This window comes from Phytobacter sp. RSE-02, from assembly GCF_040578655.1.
GTDB classification, from domain to species: Bacteria; Pseudomonadota; Gammaproteobacteria; order Enterobacterales; family Enterobacteriaceae; genus Phytobacter; species Phytobacter diazotrophicus.
This window is the reverse complement of record NZ_JBEULY010000003.1, coordinates 174,790-197,537: the sequence shown is the minus strand read 5'-3', so window position 1 is coordinate 197,537 and position 22,748 is coordinate 174,790. Positions and strand designations below refer to the sequence as shown.

23 protein-coding genes and 1 riboswitch are annotated in these 22,748 nt (G+C 51.7%); of the genes, 12 read left to right on the top strand and 11 right to left on the bottom strand.

Going from position 1 to position 22,748, the window contains the following annotated elements; translation table 11 throughout:
* Positions 1-94 precede the first annotated feature (94 nt).
* The 4 genes from ABU190_RS07770 to yebS all read right to left on the bottom strand — a co-directional run bounded on the left by ABU190_RS07770 (position 95) and on the right by yebS (position 5,852).
* Positions 95-334, bottom strand: coding sequence for a YebV family protein (locus tag ABU190_RS07770; RefSeq protein WP_039078750.1), 240 nt, complete (start codon positions 332-334; stop codon positions 95-97).
* Positions 335-448: 114 nt separating this feature from the next.
* Positions 449-1,888 carry a 16S rRNA (cytosine(1407)-C(5))-methyltransferase RsmF gene (rsmF, locus tag ABU190_RS07765; protein WP_354690934.1) on the bottom strand — a complete coding sequence of 480 codons (1,440 nt, stop codon included), beginning with the start codon at positions 1,886-1,888 and terminating at the stop codon, positions 449-451.
* A gap of 78 nt (positions 1,889-1,966) precedes the next feature.
* On the bottom strand, positions 1,967-4,600 hold the full coding sequence (locus ABU190_RS07760; RefSeq protein ID WP_296439074.1) for a PqiB family protein: 2,634 nt from the start codon (positions 4,598-4,600) through the stop codon (positions 1,967-1,969).
* Positions 4,569-5,852: a membrane integrity lipid transport subunit YebS gene (gene yebS, locus ABU190_RS07755; protein ID WP_296439308.1), complete on the bottom strand. Its 1,284-nt coding sequence runs from the start codon at positions 5,850-5,852 to the stop codon at positions 4,569-4,571. The genes ABU190_RS07760 and yebS overlap by 32 nt, the downstream gene beginning before the upstream one ends.
* Before the next feature lie 133 nt (positions 5,853-5,985).
* Here yebS and ABU190_RS07750 point away from each other — a divergent pair, with 133 nt between their 5' ends.
* The 4 genes from ABU190_RS07750 to htpX all read left to right on the top strand — a co-directional run bounded on the left by ABU190_RS07750 (position 5,986) and on the right by htpX (position 10,410).
* Positions 5,986-6,483 (top strand): GAF domain-containing protein, encoded by a 498-nt coding sequence (locus ABU190_RS07750; RefSeq protein ID WP_039078753.1) that lies wholly within the window; start codon positions 5,986-5,988, stop codon positions 6,481-6,483.
* Positions 6,484-6,580: 97 nt separating this feature from the next.
* Positions 6,581-7,267: an RNA chaperone ProQ gene (gene proQ / locus ABU190_RS07745; RefSeq protein WP_039078754.1), complete on the top strand. Its 687-nt coding sequence runs from the start codon at positions 6,581-6,583 to the stop codon at positions 7,265-7,267.
* Between the two features lie 19 nt (positions 7,268-7,286).
* Positions 7,287-9,335 carry a carboxy terminal-processing peptidase gene (prc, locus tag ABU190_RS07740; RefSeq protein ID WP_354690933.1) on the top strand — a complete coding sequence of 683 codons (2,049 nt, stop codon included), beginning with the start codon at positions 7,287-7,289 and terminating at the stop codon, positions 9,333-9,335.
* A 193-nt stretch (positions 9,336-9,528) separates the two neighbouring features.
* On the top strand, positions 9,529-10,410 hold the full coding sequence (htpX, locus tag ABU190_RS07735; RefSeq protein WP_132438873.1) for a protease HtpX: 882 nt from the start codon (positions 9,529-9,531) through the stop codon (positions 10,408-10,410).
* Between the two features lie 45 nt (positions 10,411-10,455).
* Here htpX and ABU190_RS07730 read toward each other — a convergent pair whose 3' ends face one another.
* Positions 10,456-11,826: an MFS transporter gene (locus tag ABU190_RS07730; RefSeq protein ID WP_354690932.1), complete on the bottom strand. Its 1,371-nt coding sequence runs from the start codon at positions 11,824-11,826 to the stop codon at positions 10,456-10,458.
* A 177-nt stretch (positions 11,827-12,003) separates the two neighbouring features.
* On the opposite strand from ABU190_RS07730, the gene kdgR reads away from it, so the two are divergent.
* Positions 12,004-12,795: a DNA-binding transcriptional regulator KdgR gene (kdgR, locus tag ABU190_RS07725; protein WP_039079539.1), complete on the top strand. Its 792-nt coding sequence runs from the start codon at positions 12,004-12,006 to the stop codon at positions 12,793-12,795.
* Between the two features lie 33 nt (positions 12,796-12,828).
* Here the strand turns inward: kdgR and ABU190_RS07720 are convergent, their stop codons facing one another.
* Positions 12,829-13,068 (bottom strand): YobH family protein, encoded by a 240-nt coding sequence (locus tag ABU190_RS07720; RefSeq protein ID WP_039079538.1) that lies wholly within the window; start codon positions 13,066-13,068, stop codon positions 12,829-12,831.
* 158 nt (positions 13,069-13,226) lie between these two features.
* On the opposite strand from ABU190_RS07720, the gene mgrB reads away from it, so the two are divergent.
* The 6 genes from mgrB (at position 13,227) to rlmA (ending at position 16,600) form a co-directional block, all read left to right on the top strand.
* Complete coding sequence (gene mgrB / locus ABU190_RS07715) at positions 13,227-13,370, top strand: PhoP/PhoQ regulator MgrB (RefSeq protein ID WP_072039749.1); 144 nt, start codon at positions 13,227-13,229, stop codon at positions 13,368-13,370.
* A gap of 74 nt (positions 13,371-13,444) precedes the next feature.
* The gene (locus ABU190_RS07710; protein ID WP_079496716.1) at positions 13,445-13,735 is read left to right on the top strand and encodes a YebO family protein; all 291 of its coding nucleotides are present in this window, start codon (positions 13,445-13,447) and stop codon (positions 13,733-13,735) included.
* 22 nt (positions 13,736-13,757) lie between these two features.
* The gene (locus ABU190_RS07705) at positions 13,758-14,744 is read left to right on the top strand and encodes an MBL fold metallo-hydrolase (protein WP_354690931.1); all 987 of its coding nucleotides are present in this window, start codon (positions 13,758-13,760) and stop codon (positions 14,742-14,744) included.
* A 521-nt stretch (positions 14,745-15,265) separates the two neighbouring features.
* Positions 15,266-15,436, top strand: a complete 171-nt coding sequence (locus ABU190_RS07700; protein WP_071845891.1) for a DUF2627 domain-containing protein — start codon at positions 15,266-15,268, stop codon at positions 15,434-15,436.
* A complete protein-coding gene (gene cspE / locus ABU190_RS07695; RefSeq protein ID WP_001062678.1) occupies positions 15,423-15,632 on the top strand; it encodes a transcription antiterminator/RNA stability regulator CspE in 210 nt (69 codons plus the stop codon). The genes ABU190_RS07700 and cspE overlap by 14 nt, the downstream gene beginning before the upstream one ends.
* Positions 15,633-15,784: 152 nt before the next feature.
* Complete coding sequence (gene rlmA / locus ABU190_RS07690) at positions 15,785-16,600, top strand: 23S rRNA (guanine(745)-N(1))-methyltransferase (protein ID WP_354690930.1); 816 nt, start codon at positions 15,785-15,787, stop codon at positions 16,598-16,600.
* Here the strand turns inward: rlmA and mntP are convergent.
* The 5 genes from mntP to manX all read right to left on the bottom strand — a co-directional run bounded on the left by mntP (position 16,597) and on the right by manX (position 20,743).
* On the bottom strand, positions 16,597-17,163 hold the full coding sequence (gene mntP, locus ABU190_RS07685) for a manganese efflux pump MntP (protein ID WP_071195209.1): 567 nt from the start codon (positions 17,161-17,163) through the stop codon (positions 16,597-16,599). The two genes, rlmA and mntP, sit on opposite strands and share 4 nt — an antisense overlap.
* A gap of 6 nt (positions 17,164-17,169) precedes the next feature.
* Positions 17,170-17,345: riboswitch (yybP-ykoY riboswitch) on the bottom strand.
* Positions 17,346-17,542: 197 nt separating this feature from the next.
* Positions 17,543-18,001: a DUF986 family protein gene (locus ABU190_RS07680; protein WP_354690929.1), complete on the bottom strand. Its 459-nt coding sequence runs from the start codon at positions 17,999-18,001 to the stop codon at positions 17,543-17,545.
* A 54-nt stretch (positions 18,002-18,055) separates the two neighbouring features.
* Positions 18,056-18,910: a PTS mannose transporter subunit IID gene (locus ABU190_RS07675; protein WP_039079532.1), complete on the bottom strand. Its 855-nt coding sequence runs from the start codon at positions 18,908-18,910 to the stop codon at positions 18,056-18,058.
* A 12-nt stretch (positions 18,911-18,922) separates the two neighbouring features.
* On the bottom strand, positions 18,923-19,723 hold the full coding sequence (manY, locus tag ABU190_RS07670) for a PTS mannose transporter subunit IIC (RefSeq protein ID WP_039079531.1): 801 nt from the start codon (positions 19,721-19,723) through the stop codon (positions 18,923-18,925).
* Positions 19,724-19,783: 60 nt separating this feature from the next.
* Positions 19,784-20,743 carry a PTS mannose transporter subunit IIAB gene (gene manX, locus ABU190_RS07665; RefSeq protein WP_039079530.1) on the bottom strand — a complete coding sequence of 320 codons (960 nt, stop codon included), beginning with the start codon at positions 20,741-20,743 and terminating at the stop codon, positions 19,784-19,786.
* Positions 20,744-21,185: 442 nt separating this feature from the next.
* Between manX and yoaE the strand changes: the two genes are divergently transcribed.
* The gene (gene yoaE, locus ABU190_RS07660; protein WP_354690928.1) at positions 21,186-22,745 is read left to right on the top strand and encodes a CNNM family cation transport protein YoaE; all 1,560 of its coding nucleotides are present in this window, start codon (positions 21,186-21,188) and stop codon (positions 22,743-22,745) included.
* Positions 22,746-22,748: the final 3 nt, after the last annotated feature.

Genomic DNA, 22,748 nt, shown 5'->3' with positions numbered 1-22,748 from the left:
GTTCATTACAGCATGATGTAATTGTAGGGGATGATTGGAGGCAGGGGAAATGAGGCAGGTAAATAACCCGTCTCATGGACGGGTTCCCATTGAATCAGGCAAGACGCATGACCCAGGTATCAGATTTCTGATCGTAATGCTCGCGGTATAAAACTGAATGTTCGCCGTCAAGGATCGCCGGAATGCTGGTTTCCGCGTCCCAGGCGTCAAGCTGCATACATAAATCCGGGTCGGATTTACAAGGGATACGCAACGTTCGCTCACCCTGTTTTTCTCCTTGCAGCTCGGCATCATCGATTTCGAATGCGCCAATGCGCACGTTGGCTTTCGTCATAATGCTCTCCGTTGATGGTAGTCATGTGGTACGACCAGTGCAGCCGCCCAACATTCAGCCTGGTACAACACAGAGCAAGATGCCAGTCAGAAAATGCTGTTTTTTTGCTCGCCGTCACGTATTGCTGGCGAACAAACGTCCATCCCTTACCAGTTCGCGTGGATAGCTGTTTTTAAGTCTGCTGCCCACTTTTTTCGCCAGACCCAGCGGTTGGCGCTGATAAGTCACGATAACATCATCTTTTGCTGGAGGGGTTTCCGGATAAACATCGCGCCCGCGATACCACTCTTCCGCTTCCTGATGCGTGAGTTCAAAGGCGAGCGGGTTATCCACTCCCGCCAGGGCGATGACGGCCTCATGCTGCCAGCGATAACCTTTATTATGGCTTTCAGCGAGCTTGATACCAGGCCGTGAGAAGCGCACTTTGCCTATAAGCGGCTCGATCTGTGCCGGGAAAAGCCAAACCTCTTTATCCCGTTGCCACAGTACCAGGTCTTCGTGCCAGTGCAGGCCAACGGCGGCCGCTGCGTTAACTAACTGAGCCTCTTCCTTAGGCTTCATACGGGCAAACGGGAAGTTACCCACTTTGTAGCCTGGGGAGGGCAGCGGTGCGATAGCAGCAGTTTTACGCAACCGTGCGACAAAGAACCCTTCGCAGTCATAAATTTGTGGGAAGACATGTAAAAAGCCTTCCTCCGTCAGCGCTTGTTGCGCGCCCGTAAACAGCGTATCAAGGGGCAAAAATTCCACTGCGTCAGGATATTGCGCTTTTAGCCAGTGGCATATGGCTTCGTTCTCGTCGCGATTTAGCGTACAGGTTGAATAGACCAGCGTGCCGCCCGGACGCAGAGCATGAAAAGCGCTATCGATCAATTCGCGTTGGGTTGCGGCAATCTCAAGATTGCTGTCATGCGACCAGTTCTTTAATGCATCCGGATCCTTACGCACCACACCTTCGCCAGAACAGGGCGCATCAAGCAAAATGGCATCAAACATCTCTGGCAACGCGGGTCCGAAGACGCGGCCGTCGAAATGGGTTAACGCGACATTAGATACACCGCTGCGGCTGATATTGGCGTGCAGTACTTTCACGCGGCTGGCAGAATACTCATTGGCGAGGATGGCGCCGCGATTGCCCATACGCGCGGCAATTTGGGTGGTTTTTGAACCTGGTGCCGCCGCAACATCCATGACTCGTTCCGGCATTTCGCCATCGGCAAACAGGGCGCTAACCGGTAGCATGGAACTGGCTTCCTGAATATAAAACAGGCCGCTTAAATGTTCTGCGGTGCTACCGAGCGGCAACGCCTCCTCATCATCCCGTTCAATCCAGAACCCTTCGACACACCACGGAATCGGCGTCAGTTGCCAGCCATAAGGCGCAATCAGCGTCAGAAAATCCTCAACGGCAATCTTGAGCGTATTAATTCTTATACTGCGTCGTAAAGGCCGCTGGCAGGCCGCGATAAATGCGTCGAAGGAGAGATGGGCTGGCAGCAAGTCACGCATTTGTGCCAGAAATTCGTCAGGAAGATAAACAGCGTTTTGAGCCACAGGTTATACCAAGGAAAGCAGAGAGGGGCGCAGTGTAACATACTCGCTCCGGCGCGGGCACGCCGGAGCGGTAAGGCATTAGCGTGGCAGGGCGGTACCCCATTGACGCCACTCTTTAGGCTCGCTTTCCTGCAACAGGAAATGTTTGCCTGGTTGCGCCTGTGGTGCCAGCGGGATTCCCGGCGGCGTGGCAAAGGCAACCCCACCGCGAATAAACTGGTTAAAGGTACCGGTTTTCACCACGCCGCCGGTCAGGCCAAAGTCCAGCGAATAGCCGGAAGCCAGCCAGAAGACGGAATTATTTCGCACCAGGTGCTGATAACGTTTACTGATCCGCAAGCCTACCATTACACGATCTGACAGGGAACCGAGCATCAGACCTGTGACAGTACCCACTTCGATCCCACGGAACAGCACAGGCGTGCCAATATTCAGCGAACCGGCCTCCGGTGCTTCAACCACCACGTTCAAACCGTCCAGATAACGGGAGTCGGTGATCGTGGTTTCCTGAATTTCAAAATCGCGACGCGCCTCGCCGTGACCAGGTTCAACATTGATATAGGGCTGCAGGATCGTATCAAGATGCTCAACACCCGCCGCAGAGATTTGCGGTGTGACAACAGAAAAACGGGTGCCGCCACGGGCAAAAGTCTGCACATATTCAGGGTAGAGTACCCCGGTTGCCTGGACTTCGCTCCTGTCGGCAATGAGCTGGAGATTCGAAATCTGTCCGATATCAATGCCCAGATAGCGAATCGGCATACCCGTAGCCAGTTTTCCCGCATCATAGGCGTGCAGGGTTATCTGACTACCCACGGCGCGCGCGGCGGTTTCTGAGGCGTAAAGGATACGTTTGTCACCTTTGCGTGCGCTGGCACTGGCGCCGCTGAGATTATCGAAACTGATAGCTCCTTTCAGAGCACGGGACAAGGGCGACGCCTGCACCGTCAGGCCGCTACCGTTCAACTGTACTTTCGCCCCGCCTTCGGCCCAAAAAACGCTATTGCTGGTCAGCAGCGAACGATATTCCGGCTTGATATGTACTTCGATATCAAACGCATCGGCGCGGGGACGCACGGTAATGATCTCACCGACTTCAAATTTACGGTAGAGCACCACCGAGCCTGCCTGCACATCCGGCAGAGTATCTGCGGTGAGCGTCAGGGTGGTTGTCGGCAGGTCGCTCAGGCTGTTTTCCAGGGCTTTATCGAGATTAGCGAACAAGGGATAGCTGGACTTCATCTCGCCTTTGCTGCCGGGCAGAATGCGAATACCGCCGCTGAGCCATTCGTTGGCGCTGGCGGCGAGAAACTCCACGCCATCCAGTCCCATCTTGACGTCAATACGGCTGTTGACCACAAACTTGCTATCACCGTGCACCAGTTCGCGGTACTGCGGATCGATGGCCAGCGCAAACGAAACGCCTTTATTGGTTAAATTTCGCTCCAGCACCTGGCCGACTTGCACGCCATGTAAAATCAGCGGTTGTCCCGCGTCAATGCCATAGCTTTCCGGCGCGGTGAGCGTCAGGGTGATGACCCCGGGTTGCTGCAACAGATTTTTTGTCGCCGGAAGCACCACAAAGTGATTGCGGGGTTCACCTTCACCAGGTACCAGTTCCAGCGTAGTGCCTGTCAGCAGCGAACTGACATTGGGGTTATCAAGTGAAATTTTGGGGCTGCGCATTTCGATACGCGTATTGTCGCGCAGTAAATTAACGACGCCCGGATCCACCGTCATTTCACCGGTCACTGCGCCACCGGGGTTGAGATTGAGTTTGGTTAACTGACCGACCTGCAATCCTTGATACATCAGGGCAGTCGAGCCCGCTTTCAGCCCATCGCCGCCAGGGAGATCAAGCTTGATCAGAACGCCGCGTTGGCTATGGGCGAGATCTTCGTAAAGACCGTACTCATCATCCTGGGTCGCTGGCTGTGATGAGTCCGGAGAGTCGAATGCAATCGCGCCATTGACCAGCGCGGCGAGGCTTTCAAGCTCGACTTTTGCGCCACTCAGACTGACATCCGCTTTGACACCGGAAATATTCCAGAAGCGGCTGCCTTTTTTCACCAGATTGGTAAACCGGCGCTCTATCAGCACATCAATAGTGACGCCTTGTTTGTTGTTATTGATGGAGTAATCGTAAACGCGCCCGACCGGAATTTTTCGGAAATAGACCAGCGACCCGCTGTTAAGCGAGCCCAGATCCGGGGCATGAAGATGAATCATCAGTTCGCCATTATTCAGGCGATATTTAGGCTGCGTGTCGAGGGCGGTGAAATGCTCTTGCGGCTCCCCTTTACCGGGCATCATGCCGATATAGTTACCCCCGACCAACGCATCCAGCCCGGAAACGCCCGCCAGCGAGGCTTTTGGCGTGACCAGCCAGAACTGCGTCTCACTGCGCAAGGCATCTTTCATATTGGCTTTGATGCTGGCGCGGACTTCGATTTTTTTCAGGTCTTCGCTCAGGCGTATATCCTGAACGGTGCCCACTTCAACACCCTGATAACGAATCGGCGTTCTGCCTGCGACGATACCGTCAGCAGACATAAAATCGATAGTGATGGTATTACCGCGATCTTTATAGCTTCCCCAAACCAGCCAGCCTGCAATCAGCAACGCAATGACCGGCAGCAGCCAGAAAGGTGAAATGCGGCGTTTTGTTTTTATACGCGCTTCAGTCGGCGAAGCGGGGGTTTCCTGACTCATGTGCATCCCAAAGTAAGCGGCTGTCCAGCCATTCCACAGCAAGAATAGTCAATATTACGGCTGCGCCGAAATAAAACGCAGCCGGTCCCATGGTAAAAGCAAGTAACTGGTCGCGGTTAATCAGTGACATTGTCAGTGAGATGACAAACAGATCGAGCATGGACCAACGCCCAATCCAGGTCACAAAGCGCAGAAGCAGGATGCGTGTACGTAACCCCTGTTCAAATTTGAAGTGGATGCTAAGAAGCAGTGTAAACAGCACGATAACTTTGGTAAACGGCACCAGAATACTGGCGATAAACACGACGCCTGCAACGGCAACATTACTGTTTGCCAGTGACATAATGCCGGACAAAATCGTGTCTTCCTGCCGTGCCCCATTGACGTAAACCACCGAGATGGGGAGAAGATTAGCCGGAAACAGAAAAATTAACGATGCGATAAGCGCAGCCCAGCATTTTTGTACGCTCTGACGGCGGCGATAGCGCAAAGGGATATGACAACGCGGGCAGCGACCTCGCGGATCCGGGAAGCCGGTGAAGTGACATCCAAGGCAGATGCGCAACTTCTCATCAGGACGATTTGCCGGTCGTTGCGGGTAGAAACGCTCCCAGAGCTGCTCCACGTTCAGGTGAATCAACGTCAGAATACTTAAAATCACCAGAGCAACAAAAGCGATAAGGCCAACACCTGGTTGCAGAAAGGCATAGTCCTGCACTTTGATCGAGGCAACACCGATGCCCACCAGGTAAATATCCAGCATGACCCATTCTTTTAGCCTTTCCAGCATTAGCAGAACCGGACGGAGGTTCATCCCCAGTATGTTACCGAACCATAAGTAGGCGATCGCGGCGACCAGCACCAGCGGCGCTCCCACGGTACAAAACAGCACCATCGCGGCCGTGAGCGGATCGCCCTGCGCGGTCATCTGCCAGATCCCCTGGAGCAGGTTAGCATCGATGCGTGTTCCCAGCAGGTAGAAGTGTAGCAACGGCTCGCTCCATGCGAATGGCATGAGCAGTATCATCGTCACGGCCATTGCTGCCAGACGGGTTAATGACCAGTCTCGACCGTCGCGAATTTTCGCATCACAACAGGGGCAGAATGCACTTTGGTGCGATTTCATGACCGGAAGGGCGAAAAGCGTATCGCATTGCGGACATCGCTGATAATGTGCGCGGGGCAAGGCGTCGCCGATGGCGTGGACGGCCATTTTTTTAGCAGGCGTTATCTGTCGGTTTTTCAGGGCCATTGCATGCATATGAATAAATCAGGAATAAATCTATCTTAACTCATGATGGGAACTTCTTGAGCATCAATGCATTTAATGCTTATTTTAATAGGCTACACTGCATGACCGAAGTAAGACATAAAGTGATTGGATAATGAACAAAATAGAATTTTACGCGGATTTAAACCGTGATTTTCAGGCGTTAATGGCAGGTGAAACCAGTTTCTTAGCGACACTCGCTAACACCAGTGCGCTGCTTTTTGAGCGACTGAGCGACGTGAACTGGGCCGGTTTCTATCTCCTTGAAGGGGATACGCTGGTATTGGGGCCATTCCAGGGCAAGATTGCCTGCGTGCGTATTCCGGTTGGACGCGGCGTTTGCGGTACTGCTGTGGCACAAAATAGCGTGCAACGCGTGGAAGATGTTCATCAGTTCTCCGGGCATATTGCCTGTGATGCTGCCAGTAATGCCGAAATCGTACTGCCCATTACACTGAATAATCAGATTATTGGCGTACTTGATATCGATAGCGTCGCGTTCTCGCGCTTTACTGCAGAGGATGAACAAGGGTTGCGTGAGCTGGTTTCGCACCTGGAAAACACGCTTGTACAGACCGATTATAAAAAATTCTTTGCGAGCGTCGCAGGATAATCAACGGATAACGTAGCATTTACGGATAGCGTCATTATAATGACGCCTGTTCATGCCTGCGGCTTGTTGGCAACGTCCGTTGTAATCAGGAAATTTCATGGAAAATCAACCTAAGTTGAATAGCAGTAAAGAAGTTATCGCCTTTTTGTCCGAACGTTTTCCTCACTGTTTCAGTGCAGAAGGCGAAGCGCGTCCCCTGAAAATCGGTATTTTTCAGGATTTAGTAGCACGAGTTGAGGGCGAGATGAATCTCAGCAAAACTCAGCTTCGTTCCGCTTTACGTCTTTACACTTCAAGCTGGCGTTACCTGTACGGTATCAAAGCTGGTGCGACCCGTGTCGATCTCGACGGTAACCCGTGTGGCGTTCTGGATGAGCAACACGTTGAGCACGCCCGTAAGCAGCTTGAAGAAGCCAAAGCTCGCGTTCAGGCACAACGCGCTGAACAACAAGCGAAAAAACGAGAAGCAGCCATTGCAGCAGGTGAGACGGAAGAGGCTCCGCGTCGTGAGCGTAAACCCCGTCCGGCACCACGCCGTAAGGAAAATAGCGAGCGTAAACCTCGTACTGACAAACCTGCCGCAAAACCCCAGCGTGCGCCACGAGAAGAACGTCATACGCCAGTTTCAGATTTATCTGCACTGACCGTAGGTCAAAACCTCAAGGTTAAAGCGGGTAATAATGCGATGGACGCCACCGTCCTGGAAATCACCAAAGATGGCGTTCGCGTACAGCTTACTTCGGGTATGTCGATGATTGTACGCGCAGAACATTTGATGTTCTGAAACGGAGGCCTGGCCTGGCATGAACACTTTGTTTAAGCGCACAGCGTTGGCTGGCCTGTTATTAGTAACAGGCCAGGTTTTCGCAGTGGAAGATATTACCCGTGCCGATCAAATTCCGGTGTTAAAGGAAGAGGCTCAGCACGCGACGGTGAGTGAACGCGTGACCTCGCGGTTTACCCGTTCTCACTATCGTCAATTCGATTTGGATCAAGCCTTTTCGGCAAAGATCTTCGATCGTTACCTCAATTTGCTGGACTACAGCCATAACGTGCTTCTGGCCAGCGATGTTGCACAATTTGCGCAGAAAAAAACGCAGTTAGGTGATGAACTCCGCACCGGCAAACTCGACGTTTTCTACGATCTCTACAATCTCGCGCAAAAACGCCGTTTCGAACGCTACCAGTACGCACTGAAAGTGCTGGAGCGCCCGATGGATTTCTCTGGCAACGACACTTTCAACCTTGACCGCAGTAAGGCGCCATGGCCGAAGGATGAGTCTGAGCTTAATGCTCTGTGGGACGGCAAAGTCAAATATGACGAGTTGAGTCTCAAACTCACTGGTAAAGATGACAAAGAGATCCGCGACACTCTGACGCGTCGTTATAAATTTGCCATTCGCCGCCTGGTGCAAACCAACAGTGAAGATGTGTTCTCGCTGGCGATGACCTCGTTTGCCCGCGAAATTGATCCGCATACTAACTATCTGTCGCCACGCAATACGGAACAGTTCAACACTGAGATGAGCCTTTCGCTGGAAGGTATCGGTGCCGTTCTGCAAATGGATGACGACTACACGGTTATCAATTCGATGGTAGCGGGCGGTCCGGCGTCGAAGAGCAAAGCCATCAGCGTGGGCGATCGTATCGTTGGCGTTGGTCAGACGGGCCAGAATATGGTCGATGTCATTGGCTGGCGTCTCGATGACGTAGTTGCGCTGATCAAAGGTCCGAAAGGCAGCAAAGTTCGCCTCGAAATTCTGCCTGCGGGTAAAGGAACGAAGACGCGGATTGTAACGCTGACGCGTGAACGTATTCGTCTTGAAGACCGTGCAGTGAAAATGTCGGTGAAAACGGTCGGCAAAGAAAAAGTTGGCGTACTGGATATTCCTGGCTTCTATGTGGGTCTGACGGATGACGTCAAGGTTCAGTTGCAGAAGCTCGAAAAACAGAACGTTAGCAGCGTCGTGATTGATCTGCGCACCAACGGCGGTGGAGCATTAACGGAAGCGGTTTCCCTTTCCGGTCTGTTTATTCCGTCAGGTCCTGTGGTTCAGGTTCGCGACAATAATGGCAAAGTCCGTGAAGACAGCGATACCGATGGCGTGGTCTATTATAAAGGCCCGCTGGTGGTGCTGGTCGACCGCTTCAGTGCCTCGGCATCTGAAATATTTGCTGCGGCGATGCAAGATTATGGTCGTGCGTTGATCGTGGGTGAGCCCACCTTCGGTAAAGGTACCGTTCAGCAGTATCGCTCACTGAACCGTATTTACGACCAGATGTTGCGTCCGGAATGGCCTGCGCTGGGTTCAGTGCAGTACACGATCCAGAAATTCTATCGTGTCAATGGCGGCAGTACACAGCGTAAAGGCGTTACACCGGACATCATCATGCCGACGGGTACGCAGGTGACGGAAACGGGCGAGAAGTTTGAAGATAACGCCCTGCCGTGGGATAGCATCAATGCCGCTAACTTTACGAAGTATGGCGACATGAAGCCGTTTGGTCCGCAGTTGCTGCAGGAACATGATGAGCGTATCGCGAAAGACCCGGAATTCCAGTACATCATGAAGGACATTGCTCGCTTCAATGCTCTGAAAGATAAAAAGAATATCGTGTCACTGAACTATGCGCAGCGTGAAAAAGAGAACACCGAAGACGATGCTATTCGTCTCAGTCGCCTCAACGATCGCTTCAAACGTGAAGGCAAACCGCAGCTGAAGAAACTGGAAGATCTGCCGAAAGATTACCAGGAGCCGGATCCCTATCTGGATGAGACCGTCCATATCGCGCTGGACCTTGCCCATCTTGAAAAAGATTCCCCGGTGGCTGACCCCGCTCCCGCAAAATAACCCTCCAGCAGGCACAAGAAATTGTGCCTGTTTTTTTAACAAGCTCCACATGGCGTAAGCATTGTGCTACAAAATGTAAAGTTGTGTCTTTCTGGTCACTTACGGCTCTCTGATGCTTGAAAATAGCCGGATTAACCATACGATGTGGGTAATCGCATAGTGCGTTTTGTTAATTAGAGGTTAAAAGAAAATTATGATGCGTATCGCGCTCTTCCTGTTGACTAACCTTGCCGTCATGCTTGTCTTCGGCCTGGTGCTTAGCCTGACGGGCATTCAGTCGAGCAGCGTGCAGGGATTATTGATTATGGCGCTGCTGTTTGGTTTTGGCGGCTCTTTTGTTTCACTGCTGATGTCGAAATGGATGGCACTGAAGTCCGTAGGCGGTGAGGTTATTGAACAGCCGCGTAACGACATGGAACGCTGGCTGATGAATACCGTTGCTAATCAGGCTCGCCAGGCGGGTATCGCTATGCCGCAGGTGGCTATCTACCATGCACCGGATATCAACGCATTTGCGACAGGTGCACGCCGTGATGCATCGCTGGTTGCTGTCAGTACCGGGCTTTTGCAGAATATGAGCCGTGATGAAGCCGAAGCGGTTATTGCCCACGAAATTAGCCATATTGCAAACGGCGACATGGTCACGATGACCCTGATTCAGGGGGTGGTGAACACCTTCGTTATCTTCATTTCGCGTATTCTCGCGCAGATTGCATCAGGCTTTCTTAGCGGCAACCGTGATGATGGCGAAGAGAGCAACGGTAACCCGTTGATTTACTTTGCGGTAGCGACCGTGCTGGAGCTGGTTTTTGGTATTCTGGCCAGCATTATCACGATGTGGTTTTCGCGTCACCGTGAATTCCATGCCGATGCGGGTTCTGCAAAACTCGTTGGTCGTGAAAAAATGATTGCCGCTCTCCAGCGTCTGAAAACCAGCTACGAGCCGCAGGAAGCCAGCAGCATGATGGCATTTTGCATCAACGGTAAAGGCAAGTCGTTAAGCGAGCTGTTTATGACTCACCCGCCGCTGGACAAACGTATCGAAGCGCTGCGTAGCGGGGCTTATCTCAAATAAGGCGTACGCCTGAAATGAAAAAGCGCGTCATATGACGCGCTTTTTTTATACCGTACGCGGCTGTGTGATCCGCAAGCCGCTGACAATAGCGGCGACGGTCGCCAGTATGCCTGCCAGCAGGAGTGATGTATGCGTCCCGCTCTTATCAAACACGTTGAAGAGTAACGCCACCAGTGCCGCCCCGGAACTCTGCCCTAAGAGACGCGCGGTACCGAGCATACCGCTGGCGCCACCGCTACGTTGACGCGGCGCGGAACTGATAATCGTATGGTTATTGGGCGACTGGAACAGACCAAATCCCGCCCCACAAAGGGCCATTCGCCAGATAATATCCACATCCGTAGGGGCTGTGGGCAGCATCGCAAGCGCAAACAAGCCGCACGCCATCATGGCAAGCCCAAGCGCGCCCAATAATCCGGCATGGACACGCTCAATCAGATAACCCGCTAACGGTGCCATCACCATGGTCGCTAACGGCCACGGGGTTAACAACAGACCGGTATCCACTTCGCTGCGCCCAAGCACCGATTGCATAAAGAAGGGGAGGGAAACGAGAGCCAGCATTTGTGCGCAAAAAGAGCAGATTGATGTACAAATCGATAATGAGAACAGCGGGATACGCAACAGGTCGACGGGTAACAGAGGCACCGGCAAACGCAATTGCCGACGTACAAAGAAGGTGCCGATCACCAGCATGGCGGCGATTTCAGCGAGCACCAGTGTGGTGGATTGCCCCTGGGCGAAGCCACTCATCGCGGTTATCAGTAAACCAAACGTTAGCGCGTTCATCACTGCGCTTGGGAGATCGAATTTCGGCATTGCACTGCGTGAGCCATTGGCGGGCAAATAGCGCAGCGCCAGGACCAGCGAGAGTATACCCAGTGGCACATTAATCAAAAACAGCCACTGCCAGGAGGCGACCGAGAGAATAGCCGCGGCAATCGTCGGGCCTGCCGCCGAGGAGACAGCAACCACGAATGAGTTGATTCCCATCCCGCGTCCCAGTTGACGCTGGGGATAAATCAGGCGAATTAATGCAGTATTCACACTCATTAGCGCCGCGCCACCGAAACCTTGCGCGACACGAGCAAGCGTCAGCGTGAGTAACGAATCTGATAGCGCGCATAACAGGGACGTCAGCGTAAAAAGCACCAGCCCGCACTGGTAGACGCGACGGTAGCCGAACATGTCGCCGAGGAACGATAACGTCAGCAGGGAGATGACAATCGCTATCTGATAGGCATTAACGACCCATATTGAGCTGGCCGGTGAGGCATGCAGATCCCGCGCAATTGTAGGCAGTGCAACGTTAGCAATAGCGCCGTCGAGTACGGCCATGGTGATGCCAATAATAATCGTTAAAATTGCCCCGTAGCGTTGTGGGACCGGTAAGCCGTCTGGTGTGGATTTATTCATGGGAAAAGCTGGGTTTTGCTTGTTCAATGATTTGTATAATGATTCTATCACCCGCATTTCGGTTTTATATCGCAGATTTGTAACGAAGTGACCAAACTCGGATTGCGACGGGCAGGCGAGAAATTTATAATAAAAAACTATTCTGATTTTTATAAAACACGGGCGATGAGGTGACTAATGGCTATTGCAGATTTGGATAAACAGCCAGACTCTGTGTCTTCTGTACTGAAGGTATTTGGCATTCTGCAGGCGCTTGGCGAAGAACGTGAGATCGGGATCACCGAACTTTCGCAGCGCGTCATGATGTCAAAAAGCACCGTATATCGCTTTTTGCAGACGATGAAATCACTGGGCTATGTTGCTCAGGAAGGGGAGTCAGAGAAATATTCTCTCACCCTTAAACTGTTCGAACTCGGAGCACGGGCGCTGCAAAACGTAGACCTGATCCGCAGTGCCGACATTCAGATGCGTGAACTCTCTCGCCTGACCAAAGAGACTATCCACCTGGGCGCGCTGGATGAAGACAGCATTGTCTACATCCATAAAATCGACTCTATGTACAACCTGCGCATGTATTCACGCATTGGTCGCCGCAACCCGCTGTATAGCACCGCGATTGGTAAAGTATTGCTGGCGTGGCGTGACAAGGAAGAGGTTGTGCAGATCCTTGAAGGCGTAGAGTACAAACGCAGCACCGAGCGCACCATTACCAGTACCGAGGATTTATTACCGATGCTCGATATCGTCCGCCAGCAAGGTTATGGCGAAGATAATGAAGAACAGGAAGAAGGGTTACGTTGCATCGGTGTACCAGTCTTTGACCGTTTCGGCGTCGTCATTGCCGGGCTGAGTATCTCCTTCCCGACGCTGCGTTTCTCCGAGGAACGCCTGCATGAGTATGTCAGTATGCTCCACCATGCTGCGCGTAAGATTTCTGAACAGATGGGTTATAACGATTACCCGTTCTGAGTGTGAAAACGCCGCCTTGATGGCGGCGTTTGTTTATCCATTATCGACAACGGTTTCGCTTTTGCGCAGTACCGGACACTGTGTGAGTCCGATAATACCGCTGCTTGAGTGAACATATTGTGCTGTGCTGACGCCCCGAGCCGTCAGATATTTACACTGTAATCCCAGACCTGCGGCATTTTCATGGCTGCCAATCAGCACGCCATATCCACTTAGCAAAATACCAACCCAGACCAGTGCCACGACAATAATTGCCCGAATAAGAGTGCGCATTTTCATTCCTTGCGTTTGGATACTGTTTTCAGGCTACCGTTTTGGCTGTATACCGCACACCCGAGCATTCCTAAAAACTCCGATTAGAGATACAGTTAGTCGCGGTTTAAGGAACTAATGCTAACCTGGTAACATAGAGTGGAGTATCGGAGAGTGGAGTGAAAAAGTTTAGATGGCTAATACTGATCGCCGTACTGGTGGTCTGCCTGTTGCTCTGGACTCAAATGCTAAATGTGATGTGCGACCAGGATGTTCAGTTTTTCAGCGGCATTTGCGTCATCAATAAATATATCCCCTGGTAGGGGCTTTTTTGTCGTTAATGATGTCCTTCCGTCTTGCCAGTGGTAAAATGTACCTCTTTGGTTGAGGTGGTAAAATGAACGAATTAATGAATTCAGGCGCGCTTAATATCGCGTCTTTTGTCGTTTCGGTGGTGGTGTTGCTGGTCGGGCTGGTGCTGTGGTTCTTTATCAATCGTGCAAGTTCTCGGACGAATGAGCAAATCGAATTGCTCGAAGCAGTGTTAGATCAGCAAAAGCGTCAGACCGCATTGTTGCGTCGTTTGTGCGAATCGAACGAACCGGAAAAAGAGATCGCTGCTCCGGCACCGGTTGTTGAGGAAGAAGGCAAAGACGACGAATTTATTCGTCTGGTAGCCGAGCGTTAATTTCGTAGGGGTGAGGGGCTGTATGGCGCGTAAAAATCTCTGGTTTAATGCCGCATTTCCTCACCATCGTCCCGACGGATTTACGAATCTCACGCCAGGTGGTCATGCGCCTGGCGATGTAAAGCGTTGGCGGCAGGAGCGCAAAGCCGCAGGATTACCCCGTCCACCCGCAGAGGGCTATGCCAGTTTTACTGCCCAGTGGTGGCAGCATGCAGAAATTCAGGGCGACGATGACAGGGTCTGGTGGTTAGGCCACTCGTCAATTCTGTTGCGCCTTATGGGGCAGTATATTTTGACCGATCCGGTTTTCTCAGACCGGGCATCGCCACTACGTTTTGCCGGACCGCAGCGACGAACACCGCCTGCACTGACCATTTCCGAACTCCCTTCGCTCGACACTATCGCTATCTCGCACAATCACTACGATCATCTTGATGCCAGAACGATGCGCGCGCTTATCCAACGTTTTCCACACGTGACGATTTTTGTCCCCCTCGGGCTGGGAAACTGGTGCCGTCGTTTGGGTGCGCGCAATGTGACGGAACTGGACTGGTGGCAAAGCGTGGTATTCCAGGGGCTTGTGTATACGGCTGTGCCAGCTCAGCACTGGAGCATGCGCACCCCCTGGGATCGCAATAACGCCTTATGGTGTGGTTGGGTTGTGGAAAATAGTGCACATCGTTTCTGGTTTCCGGGAGACACGGGTTACTGCGAGGCGTTACTGACTATTCCACAACGGTTAGGGCCGCTCAGCCTGGCAGCGCTCCCTATTGGTGCATACGCTCCTCGTTGGTTCATGGCCTACAACCATATGGATCCGCAACAGGCGGTAACGTTATGGCAGCAGTTGGGTAAACCGCTAACATTTCCTATTCACTGGGGTGTTTTTGAACTGGCGGATGAATCACTGGATGAGCCGCTGCGCGAGTTGCATAACGCATTAAGCGAAACGGCAGATGACATTACGAACTTCATGACGCTGAAAATTGGTCAGTGTTTTTCTTTGTAAAATACGGACGAGTAGCACTGGTACTAATTTATTATTTAGAAGAAGTTAAATATTTTTTATTTTTATCGAAACGTTTTTATTGCCTTTTAATGAGGCATTGTCATCAGACTTTCATTATTTTGGTGCACACTCCTGCTTAATTGCACAACAAATATTCGATGGTAAACCAACACATTTGATTAGTTACAAGAGGGGCGCATTTCAGACCTTCCTGATTAGCGAAAAATGGCATAGGTATGCGTTAATGCAGTTACTGATATAAGGTATGCCGGAATATTTTTATCCCCCCACGTGGACGAATGGAACTCATTGAGCTATGGTAAAAAAGATGGGTTATCAAACGGAGCCAGAAGGCGGGCTGCCTGTCGTTATGAGGTTATCTTGTATGCATAAATGTGCATCGGTTGTATTGATAACCTTAGAATTTGTGCGACGGATCCAGGCCTTTTTAAAAATGGCTTGCCATAATTTACGTTGTGTGTGATAACACGTTTTGGGTCAAACGAGGTACAGTTCTGTTTATGTGTGGCATTTTCAGTAAAGAAGTCCTGAGTAAACACGTTATCGTTGAATACCGCTTCTCTGCCGAACCTTATATTAGTGCCTCAAGCAGTAATGTCTCAGTTTTATCTCAGTTAATGCCTACGGGCGAAGTATATACATTAAGGAATATTGCAAATGGCAAAGATTAAAGGTCAAGTTAAGTGGTTCAACGAGTCCAAAGGTTTTGGTTTCATTACTCCTGCTGACGGCAGCAAAGATGTGTTCGTACACTTCTCTGCAATCCAGGGTAACGGCTTCAAAACTCTGGCCGAAGGCCAGAACGTTGAGTTTGAAATTCAGGACGGCCAGAAAGGCCCGGCAGCTGTTAACGTAACTGCTATCTAATTTCAAAACCACTGGTACTTGAGACGCCACTGGCGTATCAATGTCAGCGAAAAGCCTCGCCACCGTGCGGGGCTTTTTAATTTCTGACTTCGCATTCCCCGATGCGCCGAATGGCGGTAAACTTGCGTCCTTTAAAGAGTCCCGGAGTTGCCATGCCCTTCTGTTGCCCACTTTGTCACGCCCCCTTGACGCGTTCCGAACATAGCTTTTCCTGTCCACAACGTCATCAGTTCGACATCGCGAAAGAAGGGTACGTCAACTTACTGCCCGTGCAGCATAAGCGTTCGCGGGATCCGGGTGACAGTGCGGAAATGATGCAGGCGCGCCGTGCGTTTCTTGATGCCGGACACTACCAGCCGCTGCGCGATGCAATCGCTTTACAGTTACAGACGCGCCTCCCTGCGCAGGCAGAGGCGATACTGGATATTGGCTGTGGGGAAGGGTACTACACTCAGTCCTTTGCTGAGGTCGCGCAGCGTACAGAGGCCCGGACGTTTGGCCTCGATGTTTCAAAAGCAGCCATTCGGGCAGCCGCGAAACGTTACCCTGAGGTGATGTTTTGTGTTGCCTCCAGCCATCGCCTGCCTTTCCAGAATGACAGCATTGACGCTGTCGTACGCATTTACGCACCCTGCAAAGCAGAAGAACTGGTACGTGTGGTAAAACCGGGGGGATGGGTCATTACCGCAGCGCCTGGGCCACGCCACTTGATGGAGCTGAAAGAGTTAATTTACCGCGAAGTGCAGTTACATGCGCCTGATAATGGCGAGATAGAAGGGTTTCGCGTCGTAGAGCAGCAATCACTGAGCTATCAGATGGAATTAACCGGTGCCGAGGCCGTCGCGTTACTGCAAATGACGCCCTTTGCGTGGCGGGCAAAACCGGATGTCCGGGAGACACTGGCAGCGAAAGCGCGCTTTAACTGTCAGACCGATTTTACCCTGCATTGTCTGCAGCGCGTCGATTAAGGCGCGAAGTGTGACCAGAGGATCTCAATACCGATCCCGATAAGAACGATACCGCCAAGAATTTCTGCCCGCTTGCCCAGCAGCGGGCCAATATACCGACCAATCATCATGCCGAGTGTGGACATCACCAGTGTGGCGCAACCAATCGCCAGCGCGGTCGTCAGAATATTCACCTGCAAGAATGCCAGACCCACCCCTACGGCCATCGCATCAAGACTGGTCGCAATCGCGGTAGTGACCAACAACCAGAAACCGTGGCGATGCGGCGCTTCCCCTGCGTCATCCGTCTCTGCGCGAAAACCTTCCAGCACCATTCTGCCGCCAAGGAACATCAGTAAGATGAAGGCAATCCAGTGATTCCACTCCAGAACAAACTGGCTGGCAAGCATCCCCAGACCCCAGCCAATAAGCGGCGTCAGCGTTTCAATAACGCCAAAAATCAGGCCAGTGCGGAGGGCTTCGGAGAATTTGGGTTTATGCAGGGTCGCCCCTTTACCGATTGATGCAGCGAAGGCATCCATCGACATGCCAAAGGCGAGAAGAATTGTGGCGGATAAATTCATGCGAGCGTCCTGACCGGGAGTTCCATATAACACACCACTGCCCCCAGTAAACAGCAGTTGATGTGTCAATGGTCTCGCCTGACTGGATAACTCTCAGTCCGTACGTGCCACGTTTTGCAACGAGTATGTTGACACGTACATTTCCAGCAAAAGGAAATCGGCTACTCCCCAACGACGGGCGCAACATTAGCATATTTTGAGAATATAAAACAACAACAGAGAATTATTAATCCTTTTACCAATTGATAACGATTAACATTTAGATTTATAGGTGAATATAACGTTAAAAAGATTAAGCACTTTCCCGTGGGGAAATATAGCAAAGGCTATAAGTGTGCTTATTTAATATACATTCCAGTTAGGGGTGTTTGCATTTAACTTATTGAATTTTAATCATTAATTTATATATCCTTTCCAGATCATCAATATTTTTTACCCGAATAAGCAAGCGCCTTTGTTCTAATTGCATCACCAGCACGCCATCCTCGGATAAGTTCATCTCCTTAATTCGGTTATATTCTATCCATACGCTGGCAAAGAAAAACCCACGCAATTTGAAGATGATTTTGGGTGTGCGAATCCAAAAAAGATAAATGGCTAATAATGCCAGCGCGGATAATAACCATGTGGTTAATGGCGTACCGTTATTTGTAACGTTGTTGTAAATAAGGATAACCAACAGGCCAACAAAAATAGCCGCATCAACACGGCTGCGACGCAGCAAGGGGAGGGCAAGCAGGGTATCGCCATGACGGCGGGGCAGGATAAGTTCATCATAAATGGCAAATGCCAGCAGGGCGGCGATAAACAACATCAGTATGCTGTCCGTGAGCGTCATGGTTCCTCCTGATAATAAAAAACCGGGGCGATGCCCCGGTTATAACACAACAGATTACAGACCTAACAGGCCAACCGCATACCCTACGATCCCGATGACGAAGAAGCCAACGATGATCCACAGCGGGTTCACTTTCTTACGTAACAACCACATACAGGCGAAAGTCAGCAGTAGCGGAACCAGACCTGGCATCAACTGATCGAGGATGGTTTGCACAGTCGTGACGTTTTGTTTACCTGTCTGGTCGGTAATACGCGAGACCACCAGCGGAATGTTAACGTGTGTCCACTTATTAACCAGCGCCCCCATGACAAAGAGGCCGAGAATGGATGCCCCTTCGGTCAGTTTCTGCAGGAAGCCGCCGCCCATATCCTGAACGATATCAATACCCTTACGATAACCATAGGCTACACCGTAATAGCGGGTTGCCAGGCGCACCAGGTTAAACAGGAAGAAGAACAACAGTGGCCCAAGCAGGCTGCCGCTCATGGCAATACCCGCGCCAAGCGCTGCGAATACCGGACGTACGGTACCCCAGAAAATGGGGTCACCCACGCCCGCCAGCGGCCCCATCAGACCCACTTTGATACCGTTGATGGCACCATCGTCAATCTCTGCCCCGTTCGCACGCTGTTCTTCCATCGCCAGCGTTACACCCAGTACCGGCGCTGCAACATAAGGATGGGTGTTAAAGAATTCCAGGTGACGCTTGATAGCTTGTTTACGCGCGTCGTTGTTCTCCGGATACAGGCGTCTGATAGCCGGTACCATCGAGAAGCAGAAACCCAGCGCCTGCATACGTTCGAAGTTCCATGAACCCTGAAACAGGTTAGAACGGATGAACACGCCACGAATATCACCCGGAGTGAGTTTTTTCTCAGTGGTAGTTTTAGTCGTCATATCAACCATTTCGCTCACCTGTTAGTCCAGTTCGTTATCGAGATCGTTATTACCAGCAGCCTGTGCAGGCCCGCCAGCAGAGCGGTTATATTTCGGGCTCAGTTGGATATAAAGGATGGCCATCACGGCACCAATCACACCCAGCGCAACGAGGTTGAAGTTAGTAAACGCCGCCGTCACGAAACCAAGGTAGAAGAACGGCATCAGGTAGCCTGCGCGCATCATATTGATAACCATCGCATAACCAACCACCACGATCATGCCGCCAGCAATGTTCAGACCACTGGTTACGACTTCCGGAATGGCGTTCAGCATACCCTGAACTTCACTGGTCCCGACGGAGATAGCAACAATAACGGCCGGGATAGCGATACGCATGGCCTGAAGGAACAGGGACGAGACATGGATCCAGGACAATGCCGTGAGGTTGCCGTTGTTTGCCGCCTTATCCGCCGCGTGCTGGAAGGCCACGGTGATGGTACGCACAATAATGGTCAGTACCTGGCCTGCTGCTGCCAGTGGGATAGCCAGCGCGATACCGGCGCCGATACTTTGATGACCCGCGATAACCAGGACGGTTGAGATAATAGAGGCGAGCGCGGCATCGGGTGCGACCGCCGCACCGATGTTCATCCAGCCCAGCGCAATCATCTCCAGGGTACCGCCGATGATAATACCGGTTTTCATATCCCCCAGGACGATACCCACCAGCGTACAGGCCACTAACGGACGGTGAAACTGAAATTCATCGAGTACCGATTCCATACCGGCAATACACGCGACGACGAACACCAGCACAATCTGAAGAGTGGTAATCTCCATTGTACTTCTCCTATGCTAAACAAACGTAAGTGTGAAACTGAGTCAACCAACCCGGCGCGGTTACTTCGCGACCTTATTGATCAAATCCATCATTTTCAGTTTCGGGTCGTTAGAAACTTTGCGAACTTCCAGCTCGATATTGCGTTCGTTGAGCTTTTTGAAGGCCGCAATGTCTTTTTCATCCACCGAAACCGCGTTGTTCACCTGAGTTTTCCCCTGCCGATAGGCCATACCGCCGATATTGACGGTGGTGATTTTCACACCCTCTTCAACAATGCGCAGTACGTCAGTTGGGTTGGTAAACAACAGCATCACCCGCTCACCCGCGTATTTCGGGTTGTTGTAAACACGGATCATCTTGGCAACGTCCACCACGTGCGCCGTCACCCCGGGAGGCGCAACCTGTGTGAGCAGCGTCTTACGTACGTTATCGGCTGCAACTTCATCACTGACGACGATAATACGCGTCACGTTTGTTTCTTTGGTCCAGCGTGTTGCGACCTGACCATGGATCAAGCGGTCATCAATACGGGCAAGACCAATGACCATATAGTCATTCGGTCCCATCGGTTTTACTGGAGCCGCAGGTTTAGGGGGCGCAACGGGCGTCGGTTTTTCCACAGGTTTGGCTTTCAGCGCTTTCACGCCTTCGCGTCCTGTTTCCACCGCGACAGCTACCAGTTCATCAAAGGTTGGGTTGTCGTCTCGCGCCATCAGTGTTTCCACGAGCATAGGAATATTGACGCCAGCCACCACTTCATAATGCTCTTTATCGACGACAATGCGGCTGGCAGCATTGAATGGGCTACCACCCCATGTATCAACGAGAAATAGCACGCCCTGATGTGTATCGAGCTTTTCCAACTGCGCGTTGTATTTCTCGATTAACGTCTCGGCGTTTTCACCGGGAACGAAATCGATCCAACCGACGTTCTCTTGCTCGCCCAATAGCATTTCGGCGGTTTTGAGTAACTGTTCCGCAGCCCAACCATGTGTGCCTATCACAATAGCAATGGTCACTTGCTACCTCCTTCGTTTTTGTCGTTAACACATCATTAACTGATGCGTTCTGAATCTCTCTGACAGCCCGAATCGATTCAGACAGGGCTTAGAAAGAAAAAACTAAGACTTCCGGGAATTATTTTAGATAGTGAAAAAATAATTTATGTGATGAACATCCGTAATTTAGCTTTAGCGTACGGGAAATTTCGGAGCGAAAAATATCTCTCAAAATGCAAATTCAGGTAAATCTTTGCAAAACCCAAAGTCTCTCTGATATGTTTAACATCCGTTTACATTATCAGGAGTACAGGGCATCAGCCCGCCGTATGGACCGTCACCGACGCCAGTTCCCCCTTTGGCCTGTTTGCGCCAGCCATTCTTTAACCTTGAACCCCCTTGTTGTCATCATGCCTGCGCACCCCTACGCGCGGACTCATCATGCCTTTAGCAGGAGCTTGCCATGGAATTCTTAATGGACCCCTCAATATGGGCGGGGTTGTTGACACTTGTTGTTCTGGAAATTGTTCTTGGTATAGATAACCTGGTATTTATCGCCATCCTCGCCGATAAATTGCCGCCAAAGCAGCGAGATAAAGCGCGCCTGATTGGCCTCTCTCTGGCGCTGGTGATGCGTTTAGGACTGTTGTCTCTGATCTCCTGGATGGTCACGCTGACAAAACCGCTCTTCTCCATCATGGATTTCACCTTCTCTGGCCGTGATTTGATCATGCTCCTCGGGGGGATATTCCTGCTCTTTAAAGCGACGACCGAGCTACATGAAAGGCTGGAGAATCGTCAGCACGACGAAGGACAGGGTAAAGGATATGCCAGTTTCTGGGTGGTGGTGGTACAGATTGTTATTCTTGATGCTGTCTTCTCGCTTGATGCGGTGATCACAGCAGTCGGGATGGTGAACCATCTGCCGGTCATGATGGCAGCCGTGGTCATTGCCATGGCGGTGATGCTGCTGGCATCCAAACCGTTGACCCGCTTCGTCAACCAGCATCCCACGGTGGTGGTGCTCTGTCTGAGCTTCCTGCTGATGATTGGTCTGAGCCTGGTCGCGGAAGGTTTTGGTTTCCATATTCCGAAAGGCTACCTGTACGCGGCGATTGGTTTTTCAATCATTATCGAGCTGTTCAACCAGATTGCCCGTCGCAACTTTATTCGTCATCAGTCAACGCTGCCGCTGCGTGCGCGTACCGCCGATGCGATTTTGCGGCTGATGGGCGGTAAACGTCAGGCCAGCCAGACGCAGGATACAGACAGTCAGTCGCCGGTATCGGTGCCGGAAGGCGCGTTTGCCGAAGAAGAACGTTACATGATCAATGGCGTGTTAACGCTGGCTTCCCGCTCGTTGCGTAGCATCATGACGCCGCGCGGTGAAATCAGTTGGGTCGACGCTAACCTGAGTGTGGAAGAGATCCGCCAGCAGCTTCTTTCCTCGCCGCACAGCCTGTTCCCGGTTTGTCGTGGTGAACTGGATGAGGTGCTGGGTATTGTTCGCGCGAAAGAGATGCTGGTGGCGCTGGAAGAGGGGACGGACGTTGCAGCAATGGCGTCGGCCTCGCCGGCGATCGTCGTGCCGGAAACGCTGGACCCGATAAAACTGCTGGCCGTATTGCGCCGTGCCCGTGGCAGCTTCGTTATCGTCACCAACGAATTTGGGGTGGTACAGGGGCTGGTAACACCGCTGGATGTGCTGGAGGCGATTGCCGGTGAGTTCCCGGATGCTGACGAAACGCCGGAAATCGTCGCTGACGGCGATGGCTGGCTGGTTAAAGGCGCCACCGATTTGCATGCTCTGCAACATACTCTGGGCCTGGACACTTTGGTTAACGAAAACGAGGATATCGCCACCGTTGCGGGCCTGGTGATCGCCATTAATGGTCAGATCCCCCGTCCGGGTGACAAGCTGGAGCTTGCGCCGCTGCATATCAGCGTTATCGAAGCCAATGACTATCGCGTCGACCTGGTACGTGTTGTTAAAGAGCGACCGCTTCACGACGAAGAAGAGTAATTT